We start from the raw sequence: 23,267 nt of genomic DNA on the forward strand, positions 1-23,267 counted from the left end.
TTGAAACCCAAAGATAGAAAAGCCAATGGGAATTTAACTGGCTACCGAGTCAGGATTATACCCTAGATAAGGTGCTTGAAACTCATTGAATTTAATGCCATGGTCTTCCAATTCCGATAAAATTGGACCATAGACCTCCTTGGTAATGGGAATCTGCACCCCGGGAGAGGTAATCTTTCCATTTAGAATATTGAGAGTGGCCATGGCCACTGGAAGGCCAACGGTTTTGGCCATGGCGGTATGGGTTCTATTTTCCCCCAGTACCACCATATTGGCATCCAATTGTTTTTTCTTTCCTTCCAATTCGTACCCAAACTTATGGTACATAACAATCATGTCTTTTTCATTGTCACTAAGGGTCCAACTTTCTTCCAGGATTTGCTGGAGTGCCTGGGCGGGCGTTGCATTTTCACGTGTAATTGTCTTTGTTGCACTAAAAAGGTCCAATTCCTCCAATTTCTCCCACATAATATCATCTTGGTCAATTTTTAGGTAGTGGCGCAGTTTCAGTTCTATGGAGTCCGTGGGGGAATAGGGCAGGAAAAGATTCACGAATTGCCGATAGGACATTCCTGCGGAATTTTCAATTTGGTAACTGTCATCCGTCATGCCCAATTGTACAAATATGTTCCAAGCCCTTGAAAAACCTACCCTGCGCATGGTTCCTCGGTAAAGTGTCAACACATCTTGTAACCCGTAGGCGTCCCGGTACCAAAGGGAGTCCCGATTGGCGTACCCTTCAAACTTTCCGTACCCTTCAATGTCCAAAAACTCGGTCCTGCGGAATAGTTTATGGTATGGTATGTATTTGTACGTTCCTTCCTGGATAAATTTGGCTGCCCCACCCTGGCCGGCCACTACCACATTCCTGGGATTCCAGGTAAATTTATAGTTCCAAAGATTGGTATCGTTTTCAGGAGCTACCAGGCCACCCGTAAAGGATTCAAAAAGAATCATTTTGCCGCCCTTATTTCGGATACGATCAATGACTTCCATGGCACTCATATGATCAATTCCCGGATCTAAACCAATTTCATTCATAAAAACCAGATTGGATTCCCTGACCTCCGGGTCCAATTTTCTAATGGTATCACTGACATATGAGGCGGTTACCAAATGCTTTTTGAATTGAAGGCAGTCCTGGGCAACTTTGGTGTGTAACCGCACAGGTAACATGGAAACCACGATATCCGCACTTTGTATGGCCTTGCTCCTGGATTCGTTTTCCATAATGTTCAACGTCATTACATTGCAATTGGGATGGTTCACAATATCCTTGGCAATGTTTTTTGGGTACAAATCCCCTATCGTGAGATGGAGATCTTGGGAAACCGAATTGTCCAAAAAAAAGTCCAATAGATATGAGGTGGACTTCCCAGCTCCCAAGACAAGAATTTTTCGGGCCATAAGTTTAAATTACCTTTGTGACTAACAGATACGAAAGTATCAAATTGTTATATTTTTAAAAAAAGTGACCTTTTAAGTTATGAACAAAACAATTTTGGTAACGGGATTAGTGCTAGGAATGTTGGCGGTAATACTAGGGGCCTTTGGGGCCCATGGACTAAAAAAAGCAGTAGGTCCAGAGGAAATAAACACGTTTGAGACTGGGGTAAAGTACCAAATGTACCACGCCCTGTTCCTAATTCTCCTGAGTACCATTACCCTGGCTTCCGAAGGAACAAAAAGAGTGGTCTTCTACCTTATTCTTATTGGGGTTGTTCTTTTTTCCTTTTCCATATACTTGTTGGCTACCAATACGTTGACTTCTTTTGACTTTCGGAAAATTGGAATCCTTACCCCCATAGGAGGTCTGCTCCTTATTTTGGGATGGGGCTATTTACTTTTTAGCCTACTGGTCAAAAAGTAGAACGAAAAAACAATAATCCAAGGGTATTGGGATTTTAATAAGTAGTTTTGCGCCAACTTTAAAAATTTAACATATGGCAAATTCCATCCCTGGGACGAAAACGATTTCGCTAAATGACCACGGAATCACCCATAACAATATCCATTACCAGCTCTCATCTGATGAATTGCATGATGCTACGCTGCAAAAAGGACTTGGAAAAGAATCCTCTTTGGGGGCACTGGCGGTAAGTACGGGAGAGTTTACTGGAAGGTCACCAATGGATCGGTTTATTGTAAAGGATGCAATTACTACAGAAAAGATTTGGTGGGGAGATATCAATATTCCCTTTGAACCGGACGCCTTTGATCAACTGTACACCAAGATGGTCTCTTATTTGAATGATAAGGAGCTTTATGTGCGTGATGCCTTTGTTTGTGCCGATCCCTTGTATAAAATGGGTGTTAGGGTCATTAACGAATATCCTTGGTCCAATTTGTTTGTATACAATATGTTCTTAAGACCAACTCCGCAAGAGCTTGTGGACTTTGAACCGGAATGGACGGTATTGAATGCTCCCGGTTTCCTTGCCAATGCCCAAATGGATGGAACGAGGCAACATAATTTTGCCATTTTGAATTTTACAAAAAAGATTGCTTTGGTTGGGGGAACGGGATATACCGGCGAGATTAAAAAAGGCATTTTCTCCACACTTAACTTCATTCTCCCTACATTCAACAACGTACTACCTATGCACTGTTCTGCCAATCTGGGGGAAGATGGTGATACGGCTCTTTTCTTTGGCTTGTCCGGTACGGGGAAGACTACCCTTTCCACGGACCCCAATAGGAAGCTGATCGGGGATGATGAGCATGGTTGGACCCCAAAAAACACTGTATTTAACTTTGAGGGGGGCTGTTATGCCAAGGTCATTAACCTATCCCAGGAAAAGGAACCGGAGATTTACGGAGCCATTAAAAGAGGGGCGATTTTGGAGAATGTGGTCATGGATGATGATGGCAATGTGGATTTCACCGACAGTTCCGTTACACAGAATACCAGGGTAAGTTATCCGATTTACCACATTGAAAATATTCAGCAACCTTCCGTGGGTGAGAATGTGAAGAATATTTTCTTTTTGACAGCCGATGCCTTTGGGGTATTGCCGCCAATATCAAAATTGACACCTGCCCAAGCAGCATACCACTTTATTTCCGGATATACGGCAAAAGTAGCTGGAACGGAGGCTGGGGTAATTGAACCGCAACCTTCTTTCTCCGCCTGTTTTGGTGCACCTTTCATGCCTTTGCACCCCACGGTCTATGCCGAAATGTTGAGCAACAAGATGAAAGAGTCCGGAGTGGATGTCTGGTTGATCAATACGGGTTGGACCGGTGGCCCCTATGGGGTTGGCACGCGAATGGAACTAAAATATACCCGTGCCATGATAAGCGCTGCATTGGAGGGGAAATTGGGATTGTACAATTATGACAATTACCATATCCATTCCGTATTTGGGGTAGCACAGCCCCGAGAATGTCCGGGAGTCCCTACCAGTGTGCTTAGTCCACGTGCAACCTGGAACGATGATGATGCGTACTATAAAACAGCATTTAAGCTGAGCAATGCGTTCAGGGAAAATTTTAAGAAGTTTGAAGCCTATGCCAATGAGGAAATCCGGAGGGGTGGGCCCCAGCGTTATGCGTTCTGACCATAAAAAAAGCCCCTATTTTAGGGGCTTTTTTAGTTTTTCCTGTTTATTTATTCACATCAGAAATGTATTTCTGTAATGCCATTGTCATGGACGGGTTCTCTGGTGTGGGAGCCTTGATATCAATTCTTAGGCCTGCGTCGGTCGCAGCCTTGACCGTGCTGTTTCCAAAGACTGCTATTCGGGTATCTTTTTGTTCAAAATCCGGGAAGTTTTTTAGCAGGGACTCAATACCGGAGGGACTAAAGAAAACCAGGACATCATAATAGACATCCCTTAAATCGGATAGGTCACTGACCACCGTCTTGTAAAAAATACCGCGTTTCCAATTTAGGTTCAATTCATCCAATACACTGGGAACCTGTTGTTTTAAGGTGTCGGATGACGGTAACAGGAACTTTTCATCCTTGTACTTCTTGAACATTGGAATAAGGTCCCCGAACAAACGTTGTCCCACGTATATTTTACGCTTTCGATAGACCACATATTTCTGTAGATAATAGGCCACAGCTTCAGATTGGCAAAAATATTTCATGCTATCCGGTACCTTAAAACGCATTTCATCAGCTATCCTGAAAAAATGATCGACCGCATTCCTACTGGTCAATATAATGGCCGTAAAATCGTTTAAATCAATTTTTTGCTGGCGAACACTTTTGGCCGTTTCACCTTCAACATGGATAAAGGGTCTAAAATCAACTTTTACCTTCGATTTTTCAATCAGTTTGGAATATGGAGAGTTTTCCATTTTCGGTTCTGGTTGGGATACCAAAATCGTTTTTACTTTCATAAGTTTCAACTGTTTAAATAGCTGACGAGTACAGCTATAGGCGAAATTTCGAGAGTGCAAAGGTACAAAATAAAATAGAATGTGTTGCCTATAATCAACTTTTGATGGGTTCTTAGGATTTTAATGATACCAATACCGTTTATACCTATGAGAAGCAGAAAGATCAAATAAATTATGGACTTATCTCCTGGGAACACATAAATCACCAAGACATTTCCTAAAAAAGCAATAAGTCCCCCGTAATTGAAGTAGGTTAACTTTTCGAAAATAATATCGCTCATCAATTCATTATTTTCAAAAAAATACCCATTCCCTATCTGTAATACCGTTTTAACAAAAAGGAAAACCAGAATACCCATAACCACAACAACATAAAACTCCGGAGAGCTTGTGAGGTGTTGGTCAAAAAAAATGTTTCTGGAGATGAAGAGGAAAAGGGACAGGTTGGCAATTTGGAATACGGATATAATTAAATGAAAACCATAAAACAGCTTGCCCTTTTTCTTATTGAGGGTGATGTATTTATTATTAAATGGGAGTATAATGAAATTGAAAAACGACGTTTTGAACAAGTATTTGCCCAACACCAGTAAAACAAGGCAGAACAAGAGTATTAGTGTCATCCAGTCGAGATAAGTGATACTGCGATAAATTGGATTCATGGTTTCACTTTTATACTTGAACTGTTGATACCCCACAGCAAGTCATTCTCGGATATGCTGAATTTAAGGAATTTAGGTTGTTGTTTTTGGGGTTTGGGATACTCAATACTAAAGACTGTGGTATCATTGGCCTTTAGAAACGTAATTTCAGGTGTTATCGGTTTTATGGGTATGGGCAGAATTTCAATGATATCCTTATAGCCGTCCAAATAAGCTATACTAAATTTTAATTTTTTGATAGGGATATCTTCGGAATACGGATTGTGGATTTTAAGTGTTTGCCCGGGACCATTCAAGTTTATTGGTTTTGAATCCACAAAACACCTCAGTTTTCGGAAAGATTCAAAATCATCGATATACCATCCGTAATATGTGTTGGACCTTGCCGGAACGTAGGAGAACTCTCCGGAATCGGCAAATGGGGTAACATAGGCCACTCGTCTATGCTGTACCTTAAATTCCGAACTATCTATACTGTACTGATTTTGACGATAATGGATGTTGTTAAGGGAAAAGGACGTATGACCGGAATAGAAAGCATACATGGGTGCACGGCGATAGCTATTCTCAAATATTACTGGGGTATCGCCAACAATTTCATTCAATGTTCCAACCCATTCCTTTGTGCCATGGGTTTCATAATCCATAAAAGGGATAAGGGGTTGGTACAAAAGCCAGGCCCTTGCATAGAAGATTAGAACGGTGCCAATAATTCCTATCCTCCACACCCATTTTCTGTTGCTTTTTTCACTGGCAAGGTGGTTAAATGTGAGTATGAGCATAGGAATACAAATAACAATGATCCATTGGGCCTGTGCCCTGCGATGCAAAGTGGACAGGAAGAAAAAAAGGATAACCCCATAAGTTAGAAACAATAAGCTTCTTTGGAATTTGTCTTTTGGTTTAGCTTTAAAAAGTGCCCAATAGAACCAAGGGAACAAGAGTCCAAAATTTACCACCAGATTTAAAAGGTAACCCAAGGTGAACTCATCAAAACTATAGGGTTGGTTGGGCCGCTCAAAAAGGTGGTACTTTACGGCAATAAAATCGTTATCAAACAACCATACAAAATGGGGAACATAAGCCAGTAAGGCAACAAAGACCGAAAACCATGCATATTTGTTGAAAACTAATCGAGGATTGGAGAGTACTACAAAGATGATGACCAAAACCGCATGGTACTTACTGTACAATAGGGCTGCCATGCAAAGACCCAAAAGAAAAGCAGTACCCACCGTATACTTACTTAAAAACTTTTTATAAAGCCAGAGAAAAAGGGCCGTGAAAAAAAGCAAAGGCGTGTCGGGAAGGGTAAAAAAGCCGTAGGCATTGAACAATGGCATGGAAAATACCAGTAAGAAAAATAGGGCGGTATAGCGCTCTTTTTCCCTTTGTCCAACCATTGACCAAAGTAGTACAATTGTTCCAATGCCAAGGAGGCTGCCCATGAAACGAACGCCCAACTCCCCAGGAAGGAGAAGCCCACTTATTTTGGCAAGTAAGGCTACCATAGGGGGGTGGTCAAAATACCCCCAATCCAAATTCTGGGAATAGTACCAATAATAGGTCTCATCGTAGAGAAGAGGGGTAAAATGGGCTTGTAGCAGATTGAGCAACAATAATATCCCTAAAAAAATAAAGAAGGTTTTGGAAAATTGATTCCCCATTAAAAAGCGTATTTATGGGATTCAAAGTTATGAATTATGCCCTATCCATTTTTAGTGTATAACAAAAGGGAGTAAAACACTATTTTTACGTCCTAAACAGTGTTTTGTGGCAGACGGATTGGTCATTATACCTACTTTTAATGAGATTGAGAATGTAGAGGCAATCATCAAAACGGTTTTTGACCTTAAGAAGGATTTTCATGTGCTGATCGTGGATGACAACTCCCCGGATGGTACGGCAGCGAATGTACGACAACTACAGGAGCAATTTTCGGACAATCTTTTTTTAGAGGTTCGGACCGAAAAATCAGGATTGGGCACCGCTTATATCCATGGATTTAAATGGGCACTTGCCCGGGACTATGAATATATTTTTGAGATGGATGCGGATTTCTCCCATAAACCAAGCGATTTGCTACGCCTTCATAGGGCATGTTTGAATGGGGCCGACATGGCCGTAGGTTCGCGGTATAAAAAGGGAATCAACGTTGTTAACTGGCCCTTAGGTAGGATACTACTGTCCTATGGGGCTTCTTTTTATGTGAAACTGATTACCGGTATGCGTATAAACGATCCCACTGCCGGATTTGTTTGTTACCGGCGTAAGGTATTGGAATCCATTGATTTGGATTCGGTGCGTTTTATAGGCTATGCCTTTCAAATAGAAATGAAATTCAGGGCCTATCTCAAAAAGTTTAAAATTGAAGAAGTGTCCATTATCTTCACAGATCGAATCAATGGACAGTCCAAAATGAGTTCCAAAATTGTATGGGAAGCGGTGTTTGGGGTTATAGTCATGAAAGTCAGAAGTATTTTTCAAAAGGGATTGTTTTAATATGGGAAAGGTTTTAATAAAAAATGCAAGGGCCGTTAATGAGGGAAGGCAATTTGAAACGGATGTTTTAATTGAAAATGGGCGGATCGTACGTATCGATGCCAATATTTCAGATGCCAATGCCAACATTGTGGATTTTAACGGCAATCTATTACTTCCTGGAGTTATAGATGACCAAGTTCATTTTAGGGAACCCGGCCTGACCCACAAAGGAACCATTTATACGGAGAGTAGGGCGGCAGTTGCCGGAGGGATTACCACTTTTATGGAACAGCCCAATACCATTCCACAGACCACAACGATTGAAGAGCACGAATCAAAATTTGCCATAGCCTCAAAATCCTCTTTTGCCAATTACTCCTTTAAGTTTGGAGGCACAAATGACAATTTGGAGGAGATCAAAAGATTGGATAAAAACAGTTGTTCCGGGATAAAGCTTTTTTTGGGATCTTCAACGGGCAATATGTTGGTGGATAATGAGGCCGTTCTGGAGAATATCTTTAGGAATACCGAGTTGGTCATTTCCACACACTGCGAAGATGAGGGGACCATCCGGGCCAACCTGGCCCATTATAAAGAAAAGTATGGGGATGATATCCCTGTGGAGCTTCACCCTGTGATAAGGAGTGTGGAAGCCTGTTACCTCTCTTCGTCCAAAGCAATAGCATTGGCCAAAAAGACCGGCGCCAGATTGCACGTATTTCATCTTTCCACCGCAAAGGAAATGGATTTGTTCACCAATAAAATTCCTTTAAAGGAAAAGAAGATCACGGCGGAGGTATGTATTCACCACCTTTGGTTTTCCGATGAAGACTACAGGGACAAAGGAACACTGATCAAATGGAACCCTGCCGTAAAAAGTGCAACGGATAGGACCGCTCTTTGGGAAGCCCTTCTGGATGATCGTATTGATGTGATTGCTACGGACCATGCACCACACACCTTGGAAGAAAAAGACAATGTATATACCAAGGCACCTTCCGGAGGACCATTGGTACAACATGCTTTGGTCGCCATGTTACAGAAGCATAAGGAAGGTAGGCTTTCGTTGGAGGAACTGGTCCGGAAAATGTGCCACAACCCAGCTATTCTATTCGATATTGAAAAAAGGGGATATATTAGGGAGGGATATTTTGCCGATTTGGTCGAAGTGGACATGGATTTCGACTGGGAAGTTAAAAAGCCCAATATTCTCTATAAATGTGGTTGGTCACCCTTTGAAGGAACTACCTTTGGTACGCGGATAAAAAGGACTTTTGTAAACGGTCATTTGGCCTACGGGAATGGGGTCCTGTCCGATGAAAGTAAAGCAATGCGCTTAACTTTTGAAAGATAACTGAGACATGCAGCGTTTATTGATTTTTCTTGTTTTACCAATTCTTTTCTCCTGCAAGGAAAAGTTGATCGAGCCCCCTTCAGATTTAATTTCCGAAGCACAAATGACGGAAATTCTTTATGATCTGGCATTGATCAACGGGTTGCGGTCTACAGATGATAGGATACTTAAAAGGCATGAAATAGAAACCATGCCCTATATCTATGAAAAATATGGAGTGGATAGCCTGCAATTTGTGCATAGTGACCAATATTACGCATCGGTTCCGGAAATCTACCAGAAGATGTACGAATCCATCCAGCAAAGAATAGAAGAAAAAATTAAGGAAATGAACAGGATAAGGGAGCAAAAAAATGATAGCGCCCGTAGTAAAAATAAACGTGTTCGGGATAGCATCAGGAAAGCATCGAATTCAGCTAGTCCCCAAACTCCAGCAAAAAAATAGCACAGCAGGTCCTTATGCTTTCTTCCAGGTCTTCGTATTCAAAATTTAAGTCCTTTTTCAGTTTGGAGTTATCGTAGATTTCCGTTGTCCCAAAAAGGGCAGCTACCGGTTTGGAAAGTCTTCTTCGCTTGCCCAACAGGTTGCTTCGTATCCAATCCAGCCTCCAAAAAACCTGAAGCATCCAGAGCTTTAGCGCCTTTTGGGGAGGAGGTTTGTCCAACCCCTTTGCCAGCAAATCAAAGAAGTATTTGTACGTCCAGTTTTCGCCAACAAGAATGTAACGTTCATTGGCAATGGTGCCATCCATAAGTTGGATCATGGCCAAAGTAACGTCGTTCGCGGAAACAAATCCAGTTCCACTGGGCAAGTAGTGCTTGGGCTCTTTGGCGGAATAGCGAAAAAAACTTCCGCTACTACTTTTCCAAAAACCTGGTGCGATAATGATCCCGGGGTTTACGATAACAACTTGAAGGCCTTCCTGGGAAGCTTTCCAAACTTCCATCTCCGCGTAATGTTTGGAAATCCCGTAAATTGTGGTATTGGTGTTGGTCCATTCATTTTCCTCGGTGACCATTTCCCCATTGACACTATTGCCCAAGGCCGCTATGGAACTTACAAAACAGAGTTTTTCGACCAAGTTTGCGATGCATAGGTTCACAATATTTGCCGTTCCCTCAATATTGGTCTTAAGAAGCTTTTTGTCATCCCTGGGATCAAATGAAACCAGGGCGGCGGCATGATACACTTTTTTTACCCCTTTAAAGGCAACTTCCAGGGAAGACAAATCAGTCACATCCGCTTTGACCCATTGGACATTGGACAATAATACACTTGGATCATCGCTGTAATACGAAAAAATCTTTTCAACGGTCTTGATCTTATCCGGGTTGCGATAGGTAGCGGTTATGTTCTCCCCTTTTTTGCAAAGCCCCAAAAGTAGGTGCGATCCTACCAATCCTGTTCCTCCCGTGACCAAAATCATGTTCAAATGTACCTATTTGAGGGCATAATTTTTAGCGGTACCACAACAAGATTCTATATTTGCAGGGATTTTATAAATTTTAGGATATGGCAAAGAATTTTGTGGCCGAGTTACAATGGAGGGGGATGTTACACGATGCAATGCCGGGTACGGAAAAGCACTTACTATCCGGGATGCAGGCAGCTTATGTAGGTATAGATCCCACCGCAGATTCTTTACATATCGGACATTTGGTGAGTGTGATGATGTTACGCCATTTTCAATTGGCAGGTCATAAACCATTTGCCTTGGTGGGTGGGGCAACCGGAATGATCGGTGATCCCTCAGGAAAATCAGTGGAGCGAAATCTTCTGGACGAGGCCACACTTCGTCATAATCAAGAGGCCATTAAGAACCAGTTGGCCAAGTTTTTGGACTTTGATGGTGATGCTCCCAATGCTGCGGTTTTGGTCAATAACTATGACTGGATGAAGGATTTTTCCTTTTTGGGGTTCATTCGGGATATTGGAAAGCACATTACGGTCAATTATATGATGGCAAAGGATTCTGTAAAAAAAAGACTCTCTGCCGAAGCCAAGGAAGGGATGTCCTTTACGGAATTCACCTATCAATTGGTACAGGGATATGATTTCCTTTACCTCTACCAAAACCACAACTGTACTTTGCAGATGGGCGGAAGTGATCAATGGGGGAATATTACAACGGGTACCGAACTGATAAGAAGGATTGGAGGGGGCAAAGGTTTTGCGCTGACCTGCCCCTTGATCACCAAAGCGGATGGCACCAAATTTGGGAAAACGGAGAGCGGCAATGTTTGGTTGGATCCCAAGCGGACATCACCCTATAAGTTTTATCAGTATTGGTTGAACACCTCTGATGACGATGCGGAGCGTTACATTAAAATTTTCACCTTTCTCAACCAGCAGGATATTGAAGAACTGGTACGTTCACATAAAGAAACACCACATCTTAGAGCCTTGCAAAAAAAGTTGGCGGAGGAAATCACGGTTATGGTCCATTCCAGGGAAGATTTGGATAATGCGACTAAAGCAAGTTCCATATTGTTTGGAAAATCGACTTCGGAAGACTTAAAACAGCTGGATGCAAAAACATTTCTGGACGTGTTCGATGGAGTTCCACAAAAACAGCTTTCCATCCATGAGCTTGAAAAAGGTCTGGACATGATAGCTGCCTTGGCGGCAAAAACACATTTTTTGGCCTCAAATGGTGAAGCACGAAGGGAGTTGAAGCAGAATTCCATTTCAGTAAACAAGGAAAAAATCAAAGAGGATTATTTGATTACCACTAAGGATTTGATCAACAATCAATTTGTACTGCTACAAAGGGGTAGGAAAAACTACTTTGTCTTGGAGTTTAAATAGTTTGGATAATGGATATCCAATAATTGGGCGGTCACCTTGAATTTGTTTCAAGAGCCCACCGGAATACAATGATTTGCTTATTTTATGGGATGCCGAAACAAGTTCGGTACGACCAACGAACCATTTTTGTGATTGAAATGGTGATTAGATGACCATTAAATTACAGCCCCGGACCTCTGAGTGGTCAAATCGTCCCAAGACCTCAAAAGAATCATCATTATATGTTTTTCCCAAGTCCTGGGTGGCAATAAATGCACAGGAATTTATGTTCGCCAGATCAATGACATTGATACCACCAGTTTTCCCGTGTATTTGGGCACTTAGGGGATCCTCGGTGTCCCTGGTCAGGACTTTCATCCATGGTGGGCAATTGAAAATTCCGCCCCCTATTGAATAGCCCTGTGATAAAAGCTCGGTCATCCCATACTCAGAATGGATTTCCTTTACCCCAAACGCCCGCTTTAAAATAGCGTGCAGTTCATTTCGTACCATTTCCTTTCGTATACCCTTCATGCCACCGGTTTCCATGACAATGGTATTCCTTAAAGGGGACCTGACCTTCTTGGCTAAATCCAATAAGGCGAAACTTACCCCTATCAATAAAGTCTTTTGCCCTTTTCCTGATAAGGATAGCAGTTTTCCGGATAGATCTTCCAGGTTATTTAGGTAAAAACCGCTCTCCAAATGTCCGGATTTTTTAATCAGGGCATCCACCATATAAATCAGGGAGGAACCTTGACGTTCAAGATAACTGGGGAGAAGGGCTAGGATACAATAGTTGGATATGGGACCATAAAAAAGTTCAAAAGCCCGTATAAAACTTCTTTTGTAGAGTTTTAAATCGGTGACCAGGTGTTTACTGGTAACCATTCCTGAAGTCCCGCTACTGGTAAAAATGGTTTGGGGTTCCCCATTGCCCGTTAGAATGTTTTTGGATTTAAAGAATTGTATGGGCAAAAAGGGAATTTGTTCAATGGATCGTATCCTTTCTGGGTGAACTTTAAGATGATGACAAAACTCGTGGTATACCTTATTTTGATGGTATTGGTATTGAAATACGTGCAGTGCATTCTCGATAAATTGGTCGTCGTTCCTTATGGAAAATATGCGGTCTTGGTTTGGAAACATCACACTGCAAAACTAAAACAAAAAGCCCCGATAAGTAACTCATCGGGGCTATGGAAATGTTAGCTTGGATAGTTATTTTACCACCAATTTTCGGGTCATTGTTCTTTTTTGCTCGGTTACCTGGAGCACGTATACGCCGGGGACCAACCTAGAGATATTTAAAGTGTTGGTCGTTATTTTGTCCTTTAATACCACCTCTCCAAAGACATCGAATACTTGAATTTCCTTTGTTCCATTATTCGCTGTTGTAATATAGATTTCCTCGCCATAAGCGGGGTTTGGATACATTTTAAATCCTGTTACTTCAACCGTTTTTGTATCGTTTACGCTCACAAGTTCTTGTCCAAATGTCAATAGTGGTGCCATAAATAGGATGATGTAGAGTTTCTTCATGCATTGCTGATTTGGGATGTTAGCATTATAAAAGTATGATAATCAGGAATGAAAAGGTAAAATATGTTGTGAAACCCAAAAGTTTGTAGGTGTGTCCGATGAACGGTAACCAGGATGTGGGTAAAAAGGGCTAATTACTTGATGACCAATTTTCTAGTGGCCGTCCTATCCCTTTCTATCACACGAAGGATATACACCCCTTTCTCAAGTGTGGAAATGTTGAGCTCTTTCCCCAGAATGGTGGTTTGCAATACCAAGGTTCCCAATACATCAAAAATGTGGATTTCCTTTGGGGCATCCCAGTACGTATCAATGTACACTTTTCCATTGATCGTAGGGTTTGGATATAACTTAAAGCCATCGATATCGACACTGCCATTGTTCTGCTGAGCACATACAAAGAAGCTAGTGAAGAAGAAAAATACAACGTAAATCTGCTTCATAAAGTATTGGTAACAAGGGCTGTGTTACAAATATAGTTATTTTGGCGGGCCGTCCTAAAGGATGTTGAAGAAAATCCCCACAATTTTCGATAAACTGCATAAAAAAGCCCAGCATTTGCTGGGCTTTTCGCTTTTCTATTTAGGATTTTAAAACCTTAGTTTCCAATCCAGGCAAAATCCGCTTCCACAATAGTAGAGCTGGTATATGCAGCGGCCTCGTTGGCATCTGCACCATCAACTTGTAATTCTGCAGGTCCGGAAGTACCTGTGAAATCAAATTGGTTGGCATAACCTGTTAAGGTCAAACCAGTTATAGTTGCTCCAGAGGCATTCTTCATTTGGATACCTACACCACCAACGGTGGAGATAGCTGTGAAATTGGTTAACGTTGGATTTTCATTGACACCATCGGCTTCAATTGCAGTTGAGAAACCAGGAAGGGTATGCTTAACAAACGTATCGGCCAAAGTACCGTTCCAACCTTCAGTCCAATCGACCGAGTCATCCTCTAAGTCTTCGGCGTAAAAACCGGTTACATTAACTGTTCCACCAAAGAATTCAATACCATCATCGGAACCGCCTATACAGGCTACGTTATCTATTGTGGTACCAGAACCAACGGCGTAAAGCGTTAAGCCATTAAACTGGGAATCTGCATTGATTTGAGCTCCGGTATCCCTTAGGATCAAATAATCAATGTTACCGGAAGATTCAGTATCGTTGGTACCACCATACACTAAACCACCAACTTCCGCTGTGGCATTTTCACCTGCTGTGGTTGTAGCATTACCACAAATCAATAATCCACCCCAAGCATCTCCGTCATCTGAACGCATTTCTACAGGATTGGCCATAGTTCCCTGAATATCAATTTGACCCCCTTGCAGTACGGCTAAATAGTTAGCGGTACCGGAAGCCGATACAATTTCAGTACCAGCGGGAATAGTTAAGGTTGCACCACCATTAACCAAAACTGGACCGCTAATGGTGTACACGGTAGCGGCATCCAAAGTAGTATCAGCCGTAATGTTTGCAGGTAAAGCTTCCGAAGTTAAACCACCTGTGGCCCAAGCAAAGGCACTGGCATTGGTTGGTGAAGATGCATATGCAGCATTGATTCCAGTATCGGCATCCGCGCCATCAATTTGTAGTTCAGCGGGGCCGGAAGTACCGGGGAAATCAAATAAATCGTCAAAACCAGTGGCTGTAAAACCATTGATTGTTGCACCGGAAGCATTCTTCATTTGAATGGCCAAACCACCTGTGGATGATATTGCCGTAAAATTGCTTATCGTAGGATTGTTGTTCACTCCATCCGCTTCAACTGCGGTAGAGAAGTTTTCAATGGTATTGACCACGTAGGCAACATCCAAAGTACCGTTCCAGCCCTCTGTCCAGTCGATGGCATCATCTTCAATGTTCTCGGCGTAGAAATTGGTTACGTTTACCGTACCGCCAAAGAACTCTATACCATCGTCCGCCCCTTCAATTACGGCAACATTATCAATCATTGTACCGGAACCTACGGCATACAAGGACAGACCGTTGAATTGGGAATCCGCATTAATTTGCGCCCCTGTGTTCCTTAGGATCAAATACTCAATACTACCGGAAGATTCGGTGTCGTTACTACCACCGTAAACCAGTCCACCAACTTCGGCAGTTACATTTTCACCAGCTGTAGTGGTAGCATTACCGCATACCAATAAACCACCCCAATCGCCACCATCATCGGAACGCATTTCTACAGGATTGGCCATGGTTCCCTGAATATTGATTTGACCACCTTGCAATACTGCTAGATAATTGGCCGTACCGGACTCGGAAACGATTTGTGTTCCCGCTGGAATGGTCAAGGTAGCACCGCTGTTTACAAGCACAGCACCACTAATGGTGTATTCCACAGCGGAATCCAGGGTTATATCACCGGTAATGTTAGCGGGTAACGCACTTCCAACAATGGCATCGGTAGCCCACGCAAACAAACTTGCATTGGTTGGAGATGAAGAGTACACAGCATCATCAGCAGTATCCGCATCTGCCCCATCAATTTGCAATTCGGCAGGACCGGAAGTACCTGGAAAATCAAATAGGTCGGAAAAACCAGTAGCGGAGAAGCCATTGATTGTTGCTCCGGAAGCATTTTTCATTTGAATGGCCAAACCTTCTTGGGACGATATTGCAGTTAAATTGTTTATGGTAGGATTGTTGTTTACCCCATCCGCTTCCACTGCAGTGGAGAAGCCTGCTACGGTATTGGTTACATAGGCGGTGTTAAGCGTTCCGCTCCAGCCCTCTGTCCAATCAATAGCGTCATCTAAATTATTCTCTAAATAAATGTTAGTGGCATTAACGGTACCACCAAAAAACTCAATCCCGTCATCCGTACCGTTTATTATGGCAACATTAGCAATGGTGGTTCCAGAACCTACGGCGTATAGTGAAAGACCATTAAACTGTGAGTCACCGGTAATTACGGCACCGGCATCCCTAATGATCAGGTAGTTAATGTTACCGGAAGAATCCGTATCGTCGGTTCCTCCATAAATAAGTCCTCCAACTTCAGCAGTTGCATTTTCGCCTGCAGTGGTGGTCGCGTTACCACACAGTAACAATCCACCCCAGGATCCTGCGTTACCATTAGATCGCATGATAACGGGATCGGAGGATGTACCTTGAATATCGATACTACCACCTTGCAACACGGCCAAATAATTGCTGGAACCAACATTTGATACAATTTCCGTACCGGCAGGAATGGTCAAGGTTACCCCTGAAGCTACCAAAACCTCGCCATCAATAGTATACTGTTCCGTAGCATCCAATGTTGTATCTTCTTCAATAGTGCCCGAAAGGGTAGTAGTAGTGGGGCAAGCATTAGGACAGGACCCTCCACAATCAACCCCTTCTTCATCTCCATCCTGTACCTGGTTTGAGCAGGTATCTGGAGCAGGATCGTTATCATCATCATCGCTACACGCTGTAAACAAAACTCCAGCGAAAAGAGCTAGACCAAGAAATTTAATTAACGTTTTCATCATTTATTTAATTTAGAATTTATAGTTGATACTTAAACTAGCGTTTATCCCTCTGGTATAGGTCAGTACCTCTTCTTCCCTGGTACGGGTAGAGACATCAGGTTCGTCCGAAACCAATTGGGTACGACGGACAACCGGATTTAAAAGGTTTTTGGCGGAAGCCCCTATACTTAAATGTTCATTGATATCTTTTGTGAATATGAAATCCAACACGACAACACCATTTTCAATAATCTCACCGTTAAAATTGGTGTCCTCCAAACGTACCCCATCCGTGTCAAGAGGGCTTTGGGCCCTAGGCGCTCCCAAGGCAAAAATCCTGTCCGATGCATAATTGCCCGAAATGGTAAATTCGTACGGAAATTCGTTCCCTGTATTTAGGGTCAAAGCAACATTGGTAGTCCAATCCGAGGCACCTTCCAAACCAATTTCATCCAGTCCCCTGTATCGGAAAGTCCGTCGACTATTATTTACGTTTCGGCCATCCTGCCTTAAATCTTGTTTGTGATCTATGTAGGACAAATTTCCTGATACCCTTAAACTGGGTAATGAGTCCCTTGACTTGATCAGATCCAATCTGGTTTCCAGTTCCACTCCAAGCACTCTGGCATTATCACTTGTGTTGAAAAAAGAAAATCGGTTTGATCCGCCCCCAAAAATCAAGGACTTGTTTATGGGGTCCTGAATATTTTTGTAATAGGTTGTTAAGGATAAAAGTTGACTTGCACTTGGGAAAAATTCAAATTTCAAATCCACATTGGCACTGGTGGATGCCTCTAAAAAGACATTACCCCGTTCAATTAGTCCTATGGCAGAGATATACTCAAAAGGGGCGATTTCCTTAAATTCCGGTAAGGTCTGACTTAAACTGCCCGCGAGCCTAAGTGCCATCTTATCATTTAAATCGTATTTCAAATTGAGGGCAGGATACAATCGCTCATAAGACTGATTTGAAGATCCTATCCTTGGCTGAAAAGTTACGGGGTCTATAAAATTGGTGACGTCAAACTCAACATCAATCTCATCACTTTGAAAACGTAGACCTACCTCCGCCGTAAGCTTACCAAAAACACCTACAAAATCCACGTAACCCGCATAGGAGGTCAATTCTGCATCATAGTTGTCAAATTGGGATGTGAGCGTTAACAATTCGGCATCAATATTTTGTTGTGTAAATACTTCGGTCAAATTGTCTATTGAAGTGGGATTCAAAGTACCTCTTGAGCTGTCGTCAAAACCTTCGAATACGGAGTTGAACTCCCTTTGTTTGAACCTTCCATCACCGCCAAAACTTATTTTATAAATGGCATCACCGTCCTCATTCTTCTTTAAGGTGATGGCGTCGCTAATACGTCCATTGTATTCTTCGTCCAAAATTTCCTGTGAGGTCTTACGTTGTTGTAAAGCCCCCACATTTCCCAACTGTATTTGTCCTTGGGGAATACCTAGGGTCTCATCTTCATTCATTATGTTCACCTCGTTTCTAATACGATTGGGTTCATCAGCAGCCAACCTATTATAGCCCATGGCCCAATCCAAGGTGTTATTTTCAGATATATTGTGTGTTCCCAAAAGCTGTGCTATGGACAGGAAGGTGTTTTTAATATTTTGATCCCTAACAAATTGAAAGCCACGTTCCTCTGGAGACAATTCCTCAAATATTACGGCCCCTCCACTTCTACCGGCCTCATAGGTCTCCTCAAATACCTTGCTAATGGCAAAAGTGTTAAAGCGTAACCTATTGGCATCATTTATTCTATACTGTGCCGTTAGGATACCACTGGTATTCACGGTGCGTCTCCAAAACCTATTGTCGCCGTCCGGAACGGAATCATTGCGTTGCCCCCTATCAAATTCAAGGAACAATCCTTCACGATATTCGTGGTCTACAGATTGTCCTCCCGCAAAGTACACACGGAATTTCCCCTCTTTGTCCACATAGCCACCTGCATTAAAGCCAAAAGAATAGTTTAAGGGAACATCAACGGTTTGTGTATTCCAACTTTGGCCCGTTAAGGCGTTCTGCAAGTTGCTGTTCTGAAATGGTCTTGAGAAAATTCCCTGACTAATATCACTGTTAACTGCGGTGACCTTAAAATCGTCATAAACAGATTCCGCATTGGTATTGATACCACCGCCAAAACTTATACCAAAATCACTTCTGGAAGTAACATCCTTAGAGGCTATATTGATGTTTCCAGATGCCTGATCTGCAGAATTGTTGGGAGCAAAGGTTTTGCTTATAGATACATTCTGGATAAATCTGGAAGGCATCAAGGAAAGATCTATATTCTTTTTGTCGATATTATCTGAAGGCACGGGCAAACCGTTTAAGGTGGTTGTTAGGTATCTGTCACCTAAACCCCTAACATAGATTTGACCGGAACCTTCGGATTTGGAGACCCCGGAAATTTTGGTGGTAGCGGCAGAAGCATCCGAAACACCGAGTCTGCTCAGTTGTTCCGCACCTATACTTTCAACCACGGTCACCGCCTTTTTTTGGTCCAATAAAAGGGCGACTTCGGAATCTTTCCGTGCAACGGTGGTTACGACCACTTCGTCCAGTTGAAACTCCCCACCTGCACTCATGGGAACATCAACATTGGTTACTTTTCCCGCCTCTACAACTACATTGGGAATTTCAATGGTTTCATAACCCAAAAAGCTATAGGACACGGTATAGGTGCCTGGTTCCAAGCCAGAAATCTCATACAGTCCGTCAAAATCAGAAGTGGTCCCTGTGGTTGTGCCTTTTATCAGTACGTTGGCGAATGGAAGTGGGTCATTGTTTGCCTCTTTATCAGTAAGTTTTCCGATGATGCTTCCAGTAGTTTCTTGAGCATTGGTCACACTTAAAAAAAGCATGGCAAAAATCATCAAATAAAATCTCATTGTCCGTCAAGTGTTTGGCGCAAAGAACGTCTGCTGCTGTAAAAGCGATGTTACGCGTACGTTAATAGTTTATTTCAGAAGCATTACCATAATGTTATGACTTTAAATCAATGTTAAGCCTTTAAGGGGTTATTGTATTATCTTTACATTTGGGCGAATAACTATTTTTTCCAACGATGAAAACAAAGGATATAAAGATACTTTTGGTCGATGATGAACCCGATATCCTTGAGATTGTAAACTACAATCTTGCTTCAGAGGGATATGAGGTTTTTACCGCAAAAAACGGGGTTGAAGCCGTGGCCAAAGCAAAAAAGAAACAGCCCCATTTGATTATCTTGGATGTGATGATGCCAGAAATGGACGGGATAGAGGCATGTGAGATCATGCGAAGTACACCCGGTCTGGAAAATACCATTATTTCCTTTTTAACGGCAAGGGGAGAGGACTATTCCCAAGTGGCCGGTTTTGATGCCGGTGCCGATGATTACATTACCAAACCCATTAAGCCAAAAGTTTTGGTGAGTAAGGTAAAGGCCTTGTTGCGAAGGTTGAAAGAGGACAAAAATGAAGTTGAGGATATTGTAAAAGTGGGCAATATTGTTATTAATAGGGAAGAGTATAAGGTTGTCAATGATGGTAAGGAAATCGTTTTGCCCAGAAAGGAATTTGAGCTTTTGGCACTATTGACCTCAAAGCCGAGCAAAGTATTTAAGCGAGAGGTGATCTTGGATAAGGTTTGGGGCAATGAAGTAGTGGTAGGTGGACGTACCATTGATGTCCATATTAGAAAATTACGGGAGAAAATTGGGGACCATCACTTTAAAACCGTCAAAGGCGTTGGCTATAAGTTTGTGCTGTAATGGCCGTTGCGATTAAAAAATCCTATCGTTTTGCGATACGTTCTTCCCTGTTTATTTCCATTTCACTTACGGTAGTAGTCGTTCTGCTACTATATCTCTCCAATAATTTGGTCTGGCACGTTCCGGTAACCTTTTTGGTGATTTCCTTTTTATGTTCCTTTTTTATTATTCAATCCCGAGTGGAACGCTTTATCTATAAGCGTGTCAAAAAGATTTATGATGATGTTTCGCTCTTGGAGTCGTCATCGTTCTCCTCCAAGCCCATTACTACGGATATGAAAACCCTTACGGAGGAAATAGAAAAATTTGCCAAGGATAAAAAGGTCGAGATAGATACGCTAAAGATCCGGGAGGAATACCGAAGGGACTTTCTGGGCAACGTCTCCCATGAACTCAAGACCCCGCTTTTTACCGTACAAGGTTATATTTTGACACTCCTGGATGGCGCCATCAGAGACAAAAGGGTCAGCGAAAAATATCTAAAAAGGGCAAGCAAAGGTGTTGAACGCCTCATTTACATTGTCAAGGATTTGGATATGATCACCAAACTGGAGTCTGGTGATATGAATCTGAAAAAAGAAGAATTTGATATCATTGAACTTATACGGAACGTATTTGAACTGTTGGAGATGCGAGCCGCAAAAAAGGAAATCGCTTTAACGTTTGATATGGAATATGATGATCCAATAATGGTGATTGGGGATTCTGAAAAAATACAACAGGTACTGTCCAATCTTTTGGTAAATTCCATTAAATATGGGCACACGAACGGCACTACGGAAGTAAGTGTTGAAAATTTGATCAAAAACCGGGTTATCGTACGGGTAACCGATAATGGTGAAGGAATTCCCAAACAGCATATCCCCAGGTTGTTTGAACGTTTTTATAGAGTGGATCAAAGTGGCAGCCGAAAAGAAGGTGGCTCAGGACTGGGATTGGCGATCGTAAAGCATATTATTGAGGCCCACGGTGAAAAAATCTATGTGGAGAGCGAGGTGGATGTAGGCTCGGAATTTTCCTTCACTTTGGAAAAAGCTTCAAAAAGCGAAGTATAATCAACACTTTTTTCAACGTTGTTCAATCCGGAATAGTCCCTTATCCTATTTAAATCCCCAACCTGGAACTCTTCTTGTTTTGCATAAGGGAATATGCCTTTTTTGTCCAGTCGTTTGGCCAGATATTCTTGCTCGTATTGTCCGGGAGTTGGAATAAAGAAAGCTTTCTTTTCCAATTTGGCCAAATCCATAATGGTGGTATATCCGGAGCGGGATAGGACAAGTTCACTGGAATTTAGGGCCTCTTCCAATTGTTCGGACTGCATAAAATTGCAAATGGTGATCTGGCCATTTTTTAAGGCCATGGTTTCCGAGGTTTGTTGTTCTTCAATTTTACCTTTTACAAAGAGGACATTTCCAGAAAATGCCTTTAACTCTTTAAGGAGTTTTTTGGCCAGTAGGCCCCTTTGTGGCTCAGGTCCGGAAAGGAGTACCATTAAGTCGTACTTTTTGGGGAGTTCCTTTTTTTGGAACCTGCTCAATGGCCCCAAATATTTTATATCGAGTTTGGATTTTTTTAGATGTCCCAATCTACCGGTGAGGTTGGGTTTTCCTGCCGTGTCCGGAACCCAACAGGCATTGAATTTTTTGACTATGCCCTGGTGCATTTTTGAACTCAGCCATGTGGTGTTCCCGGAAAGGACATTTAACTGATGGGTAATAAAAACACAGGGTACCTTTTTGGAGTATACACCCAATCGATTATCAGAAATAATACCATCAATGCTATATTTCTTTACAATCCGTTTAATTTCCTTTTTCTCTTTGGCCATGGCCTTGAGCACCTTTGGGGAATCCCAGATCATTTTCAATTTGAAATTTTTCCCTTTTTGGGCATACTCAATTTTGTAGGAGGGCAGCTCCAAGGATTTCAGTGAAGGAAATTCTTTTTGCAATAGGGAAAGTGCAACGCCATCTGAAGCGATAATGGGTTCAAATCCGTTGTTCTTCAATGCTTCGATTATGGGAATACAACGGGTTGCATGTCCCAATCCCCAATTCAATGGGGCTACGAGTATTCGTTTTTGGTCAGGCATAATTTACAAAGAAACGATGTCTTTCCTGGATGTAGATTTCCTTAGTTTTGCCAAAACTTTAAGTTTTTGTTTTGGGCAGTAAGAATAAGTTAAAGCGCTTTGCGGAGAATGAGACATTTCCCAATGTGATCCAACCCAAACGGGTTGAGGTCATGGAAGGATTTCATTTAAAAGGAAAGTGGGCAGGACATTTTGGTAACGGCAACCCTATTGTACTGGAACTGGGTTGTGGAAAAGGGGAATATACCGTGGGATTGGCCAAACGGAATCCCAAAAAAAACTTTATCGGAATCGATATTAAAGGTGCCCGATTCTGGCGGGGAGCCAAGACTGCCCTGGAAGATAATGTGACCAACGCCGCTTTTTTAAGGACCCAAATTGAACTTATAGATTTCATGTTCGAAGAAAATGAAGTATCCGAAATTTGGATTACTTTCCCTGATCCCCAAATCAAATACAAACGGACAAAACACCGGTTGACCAACAAGATTTTCCTAAATAAGTACCGAACCATTTTAAAACCAATGGGAACGGTCCATTTAAAAACGGACAGCGAGTTCATGCATGGCTATACCTTGGGCCTGTTACACGGTTTGGGCTGCACGGTTATCTACGCCAATCATGATGTGTACAAAAATGAAGGGTGCCCGGAAGAAGTTTTGGAAATCCAGACTTTTTATGAAAATCAGTATCTTGATGAAGGGAAACCCATAACCTATATTCAATTTAGACTGACCAACTAAATAATGACCCAATTGT

At 42.2% G+C, this 23,267-nt stretch carries 20 protein-coding genes; 9 read left to right on the forward strand and 11 right to left on the reverse strand.

The annotated features are described in order from the left end of the window. Nucleotides 1-33 precede the first annotated feature (33 nt). Nucleotides 34-1,407 (reverse strand): saccharopine dehydrogenase family protein, encoded by a 1,374-nt coding sequence (locus L0P88_RS12540; RefSeq protein ID WP_247130270.1) that lies wholly within the window; start codon nt 1,405-1,407, stop codon nt 34-36. Between the two features lie 79 nt (nt 1,408-1,486). Between L0P88_RS12540 and L0P88_RS12545 the strand changes: the two genes are divergently transcribed. Then, complete coding sequence (locus tag L0P88_RS12545; protein WP_247130271.1) at nt 1,487-1,870, forward strand: DUF423 domain-containing protein; 384 nt, start codon at nt 1,487-1,489, stop codon at nt 1,868-1,870. A gap of 73 nt (nt 1,871-1,943) precedes the next feature. Continuing rightward, on the forward strand, nt 1,944-3,560 hold the full coding sequence (gene pckA, locus L0P88_RS12550; RefSeq protein ID WP_247130272.1) for a phosphoenolpyruvate carboxykinase (ATP): 1,617 nt from the start codon (nt 1,944-1,946) through the stop codon (nt 3,558-3,560). Nucleotides 3,561-3,606: 46 nt separating this feature from the next. Here the strand turns inward: pckA and L0P88_RS12555 are convergent, their stop codons facing one another. The 3 genes from L0P88_RS12555 to L0P88_RS12565 are packed head-to-tail and all read right to left on the reverse strand — an operon-like array spanning nt 3,607 to nt 6,679. After that, entirely contained in the window at nt 3,607-4,350 is a 744-nt protein-coding gene (locus L0P88_RS12555) for a uroporphyrinogen-III synthase (RefSeq protein WP_158775842.1), read from the reverse strand. A gap of 5 nt (nt 4,351-4,355) precedes the next feature. Further along, nucleotides 4,356-5,012, reverse strand: a complete 657-nt coding sequence (locus L0P88_RS12560) for a DUF4271 domain-containing protein (protein WP_247130273.1) — start codon at nt 5,010-5,012, stop codon at nt 4,356-4,358. Then, nucleotides 5,009-6,679, reverse strand: coding sequence for an ArnT family glycosyltransferase (locus L0P88_RS12565; RefSeq protein ID WP_247130274.1), 1,671 nt, complete (start codon nt 6,677-6,679; stop codon nt 5,009-5,011). The genes L0P88_RS12560 and L0P88_RS12565 overlap by 4 nt, the downstream gene beginning before the upstream one ends. A 106-nt stretch (nt 6,680-6,785) precedes the next feature. Between L0P88_RS12565 and L0P88_RS12570 the strand changes: the two genes are divergently transcribed. From L0P88_RS12570 to L0P88_RS12580, 3 genes are read left to right on the forward strand one after another with little or no spacing between them, the layout of a single operon-like run. Next, entirely contained in the window at nt 6,786-7,514 is a 729-nt protein-coding gene (locus L0P88_RS12570) for a polyprenol monophosphomannose synthase (protein ID WP_247130275.1), read from the forward strand. 1 nt (nt 7,515) lies between these two features. After that, entirely contained in the window at nt 7,516-8,850 is a 1,335-nt protein-coding gene (locus L0P88_RS12575) for a dihydroorotase (protein ID WP_247130276.1), read from the forward strand. Nucleotides 8,851-8,857: 7 nt separating this feature from the next. Next, nucleotides 8,858-9,295 (forward strand): DUF4296 domain-containing protein, encoded by a 438-nt coding sequence (locus L0P88_RS12580; RefSeq protein WP_247130277.1) that lies wholly within the window; start codon nt 8,858-8,860, stop codon nt 9,293-9,295. Here the strand turns inward: L0P88_RS12580 and L0P88_RS12585 are convergent. Then, nucleotides 9,267-10,277 (reverse strand): NAD-dependent epimerase/dehydratase family protein, encoded by a 1,011-nt coding sequence (locus L0P88_RS12585; RefSeq protein WP_247134870.1) that lies wholly within the window; start codon nt 10,275-10,277, stop codon nt 9,267-9,269. The two genes, L0P88_RS12580 and L0P88_RS12585, sit on opposite strands and share 29 nt — an antisense overlap. Before the next feature lie 86 nt (nt 10,278-10,363). Here L0P88_RS12585 and tyrS point away from each other — a divergent pair, with 86 nt between their 5' ends. Continuing rightward, nucleotides 10,364-11,659, forward strand: coding sequence for a tyrosine--tRNA ligase (gene tyrS / locus L0P88_RS12590; protein WP_247130278.1), 1,296 nt, complete (start codon nt 10,364-10,366; stop codon nt 11,657-11,659). Nucleotides 11,660-11,803: 144 nt separating this feature from the next. On the opposite strand, the gene L0P88_RS12595 is transcribed toward tyrS, so the two are convergent. The 5 genes from L0P88_RS12595 to L0P88_RS12615 form a co-directional block, all read right to left on the reverse strand. Continuing rightward, nucleotides 11,804-12,787, reverse strand: coding sequence for an acyl transferase (locus L0P88_RS12595; protein WP_247130279.1), 984 nt, complete (start codon nt 12,785-12,787; stop codon nt 11,804-11,806). Nucleotides 12,788-12,859: 72 nt separating this feature from the next. Then, nucleotides 12,860-13,180, reverse strand: a complete 321-nt coding sequence (locus tag L0P88_RS12600) for a T9SS type A sorting domain-containing protein (RefSeq protein ID WP_247130280.1) — start codon at nt 13,178-13,180, stop codon at nt 12,860-12,862. A gap of 134 nt (nt 13,181-13,314) precedes the next feature. Beyond that, nucleotides 13,315-13,623, reverse strand: a complete 309-nt coding sequence (locus L0P88_RS12605; protein WP_247130281.1) for a T9SS type A sorting domain-containing protein — start codon at nt 13,621-13,623, stop codon at nt 13,315-13,317. A gap of 155 nt (nt 13,624-13,778) precedes the next feature. Further along, a complete protein-coding gene (locus L0P88_RS12610; protein WP_247130282.1) occupies nt 13,779-16,664 on the reverse strand; it encodes a beta strand repeat-containing protein in 2,886 nt (961 codons plus the stop codon). A gap of 9 nt (nt 16,665-16,673) precedes the next feature. After that, nucleotides 16,674-19,553 carry a TonB-dependent receptor gene (locus tag L0P88_RS12615; RefSeq protein ID WP_247130283.1) on the reverse strand — a complete coding sequence of 960 codons (2,880 nt, stop codon included), beginning with the start codon at nt 19,551-19,553 and terminating at the stop codon, nt 16,674-16,676. A gap of 176 nt (nt 19,554-19,729) precedes the next feature. Between L0P88_RS12615 and L0P88_RS12620 the strand changes: the two genes are divergently transcribed. After that, entirely contained in the window at nt 19,730-20,416 is a 687-nt protein-coding gene (locus L0P88_RS12620; RefSeq protein ID WP_158775828.1) for a response regulator transcription factor, read from the forward strand. Further along, complete coding sequence (locus L0P88_RS12625) at nt 20,416-21,471, forward strand: sensor histidine kinase (protein WP_247130284.1); 1,056 nt, start codon at nt 20,416-20,418, stop codon at nt 21,469-21,471. Before L0P88_RS12620 ends, L0P88_RS12625 begins: the two co-directional genes overlap by 1 nt. Here L0P88_RS12625 and L0P88_RS12630 read toward each other — a convergent pair. Beyond that, nucleotides 21,396-22,508, reverse strand: a complete 1,113-nt coding sequence (locus tag L0P88_RS12630) for a glycosyltransferase (RefSeq protein ID WP_247130285.1) — start codon at nt 22,506-22,508, stop codon at nt 21,396-21,398. The genes L0P88_RS12625 and L0P88_RS12630 overlap by 76 nt on opposite strands. A gap of 71 nt (nt 22,509-22,579) precedes the next feature. On the opposite strand from L0P88_RS12630, the gene trmB reads away from it, so the two are divergent. Next, nucleotides 22,580-23,251 (forward strand): tRNA (guanosine(46)-N7)-methyltransferase TrmB, encoded by a 672-nt coding sequence (gene trmB, locus L0P88_RS12635; protein ID WP_247130286.1) that lies wholly within the window; start codon nt 22,580-22,582, stop codon nt 23,249-23,251. The last annotated feature ends 16 nt before the right edge of the window (nt 23,252-23,267 follow it).

Source organism: Muricauda sp. SCSIO 64092, from assembly GCF_023016285.1.
Classification (GTDB): domain Bacteria; phylum Bacteroidota; class Bacteroidia; order Flavobacteriales; family Flavobacteriaceae; genus Croceivirga.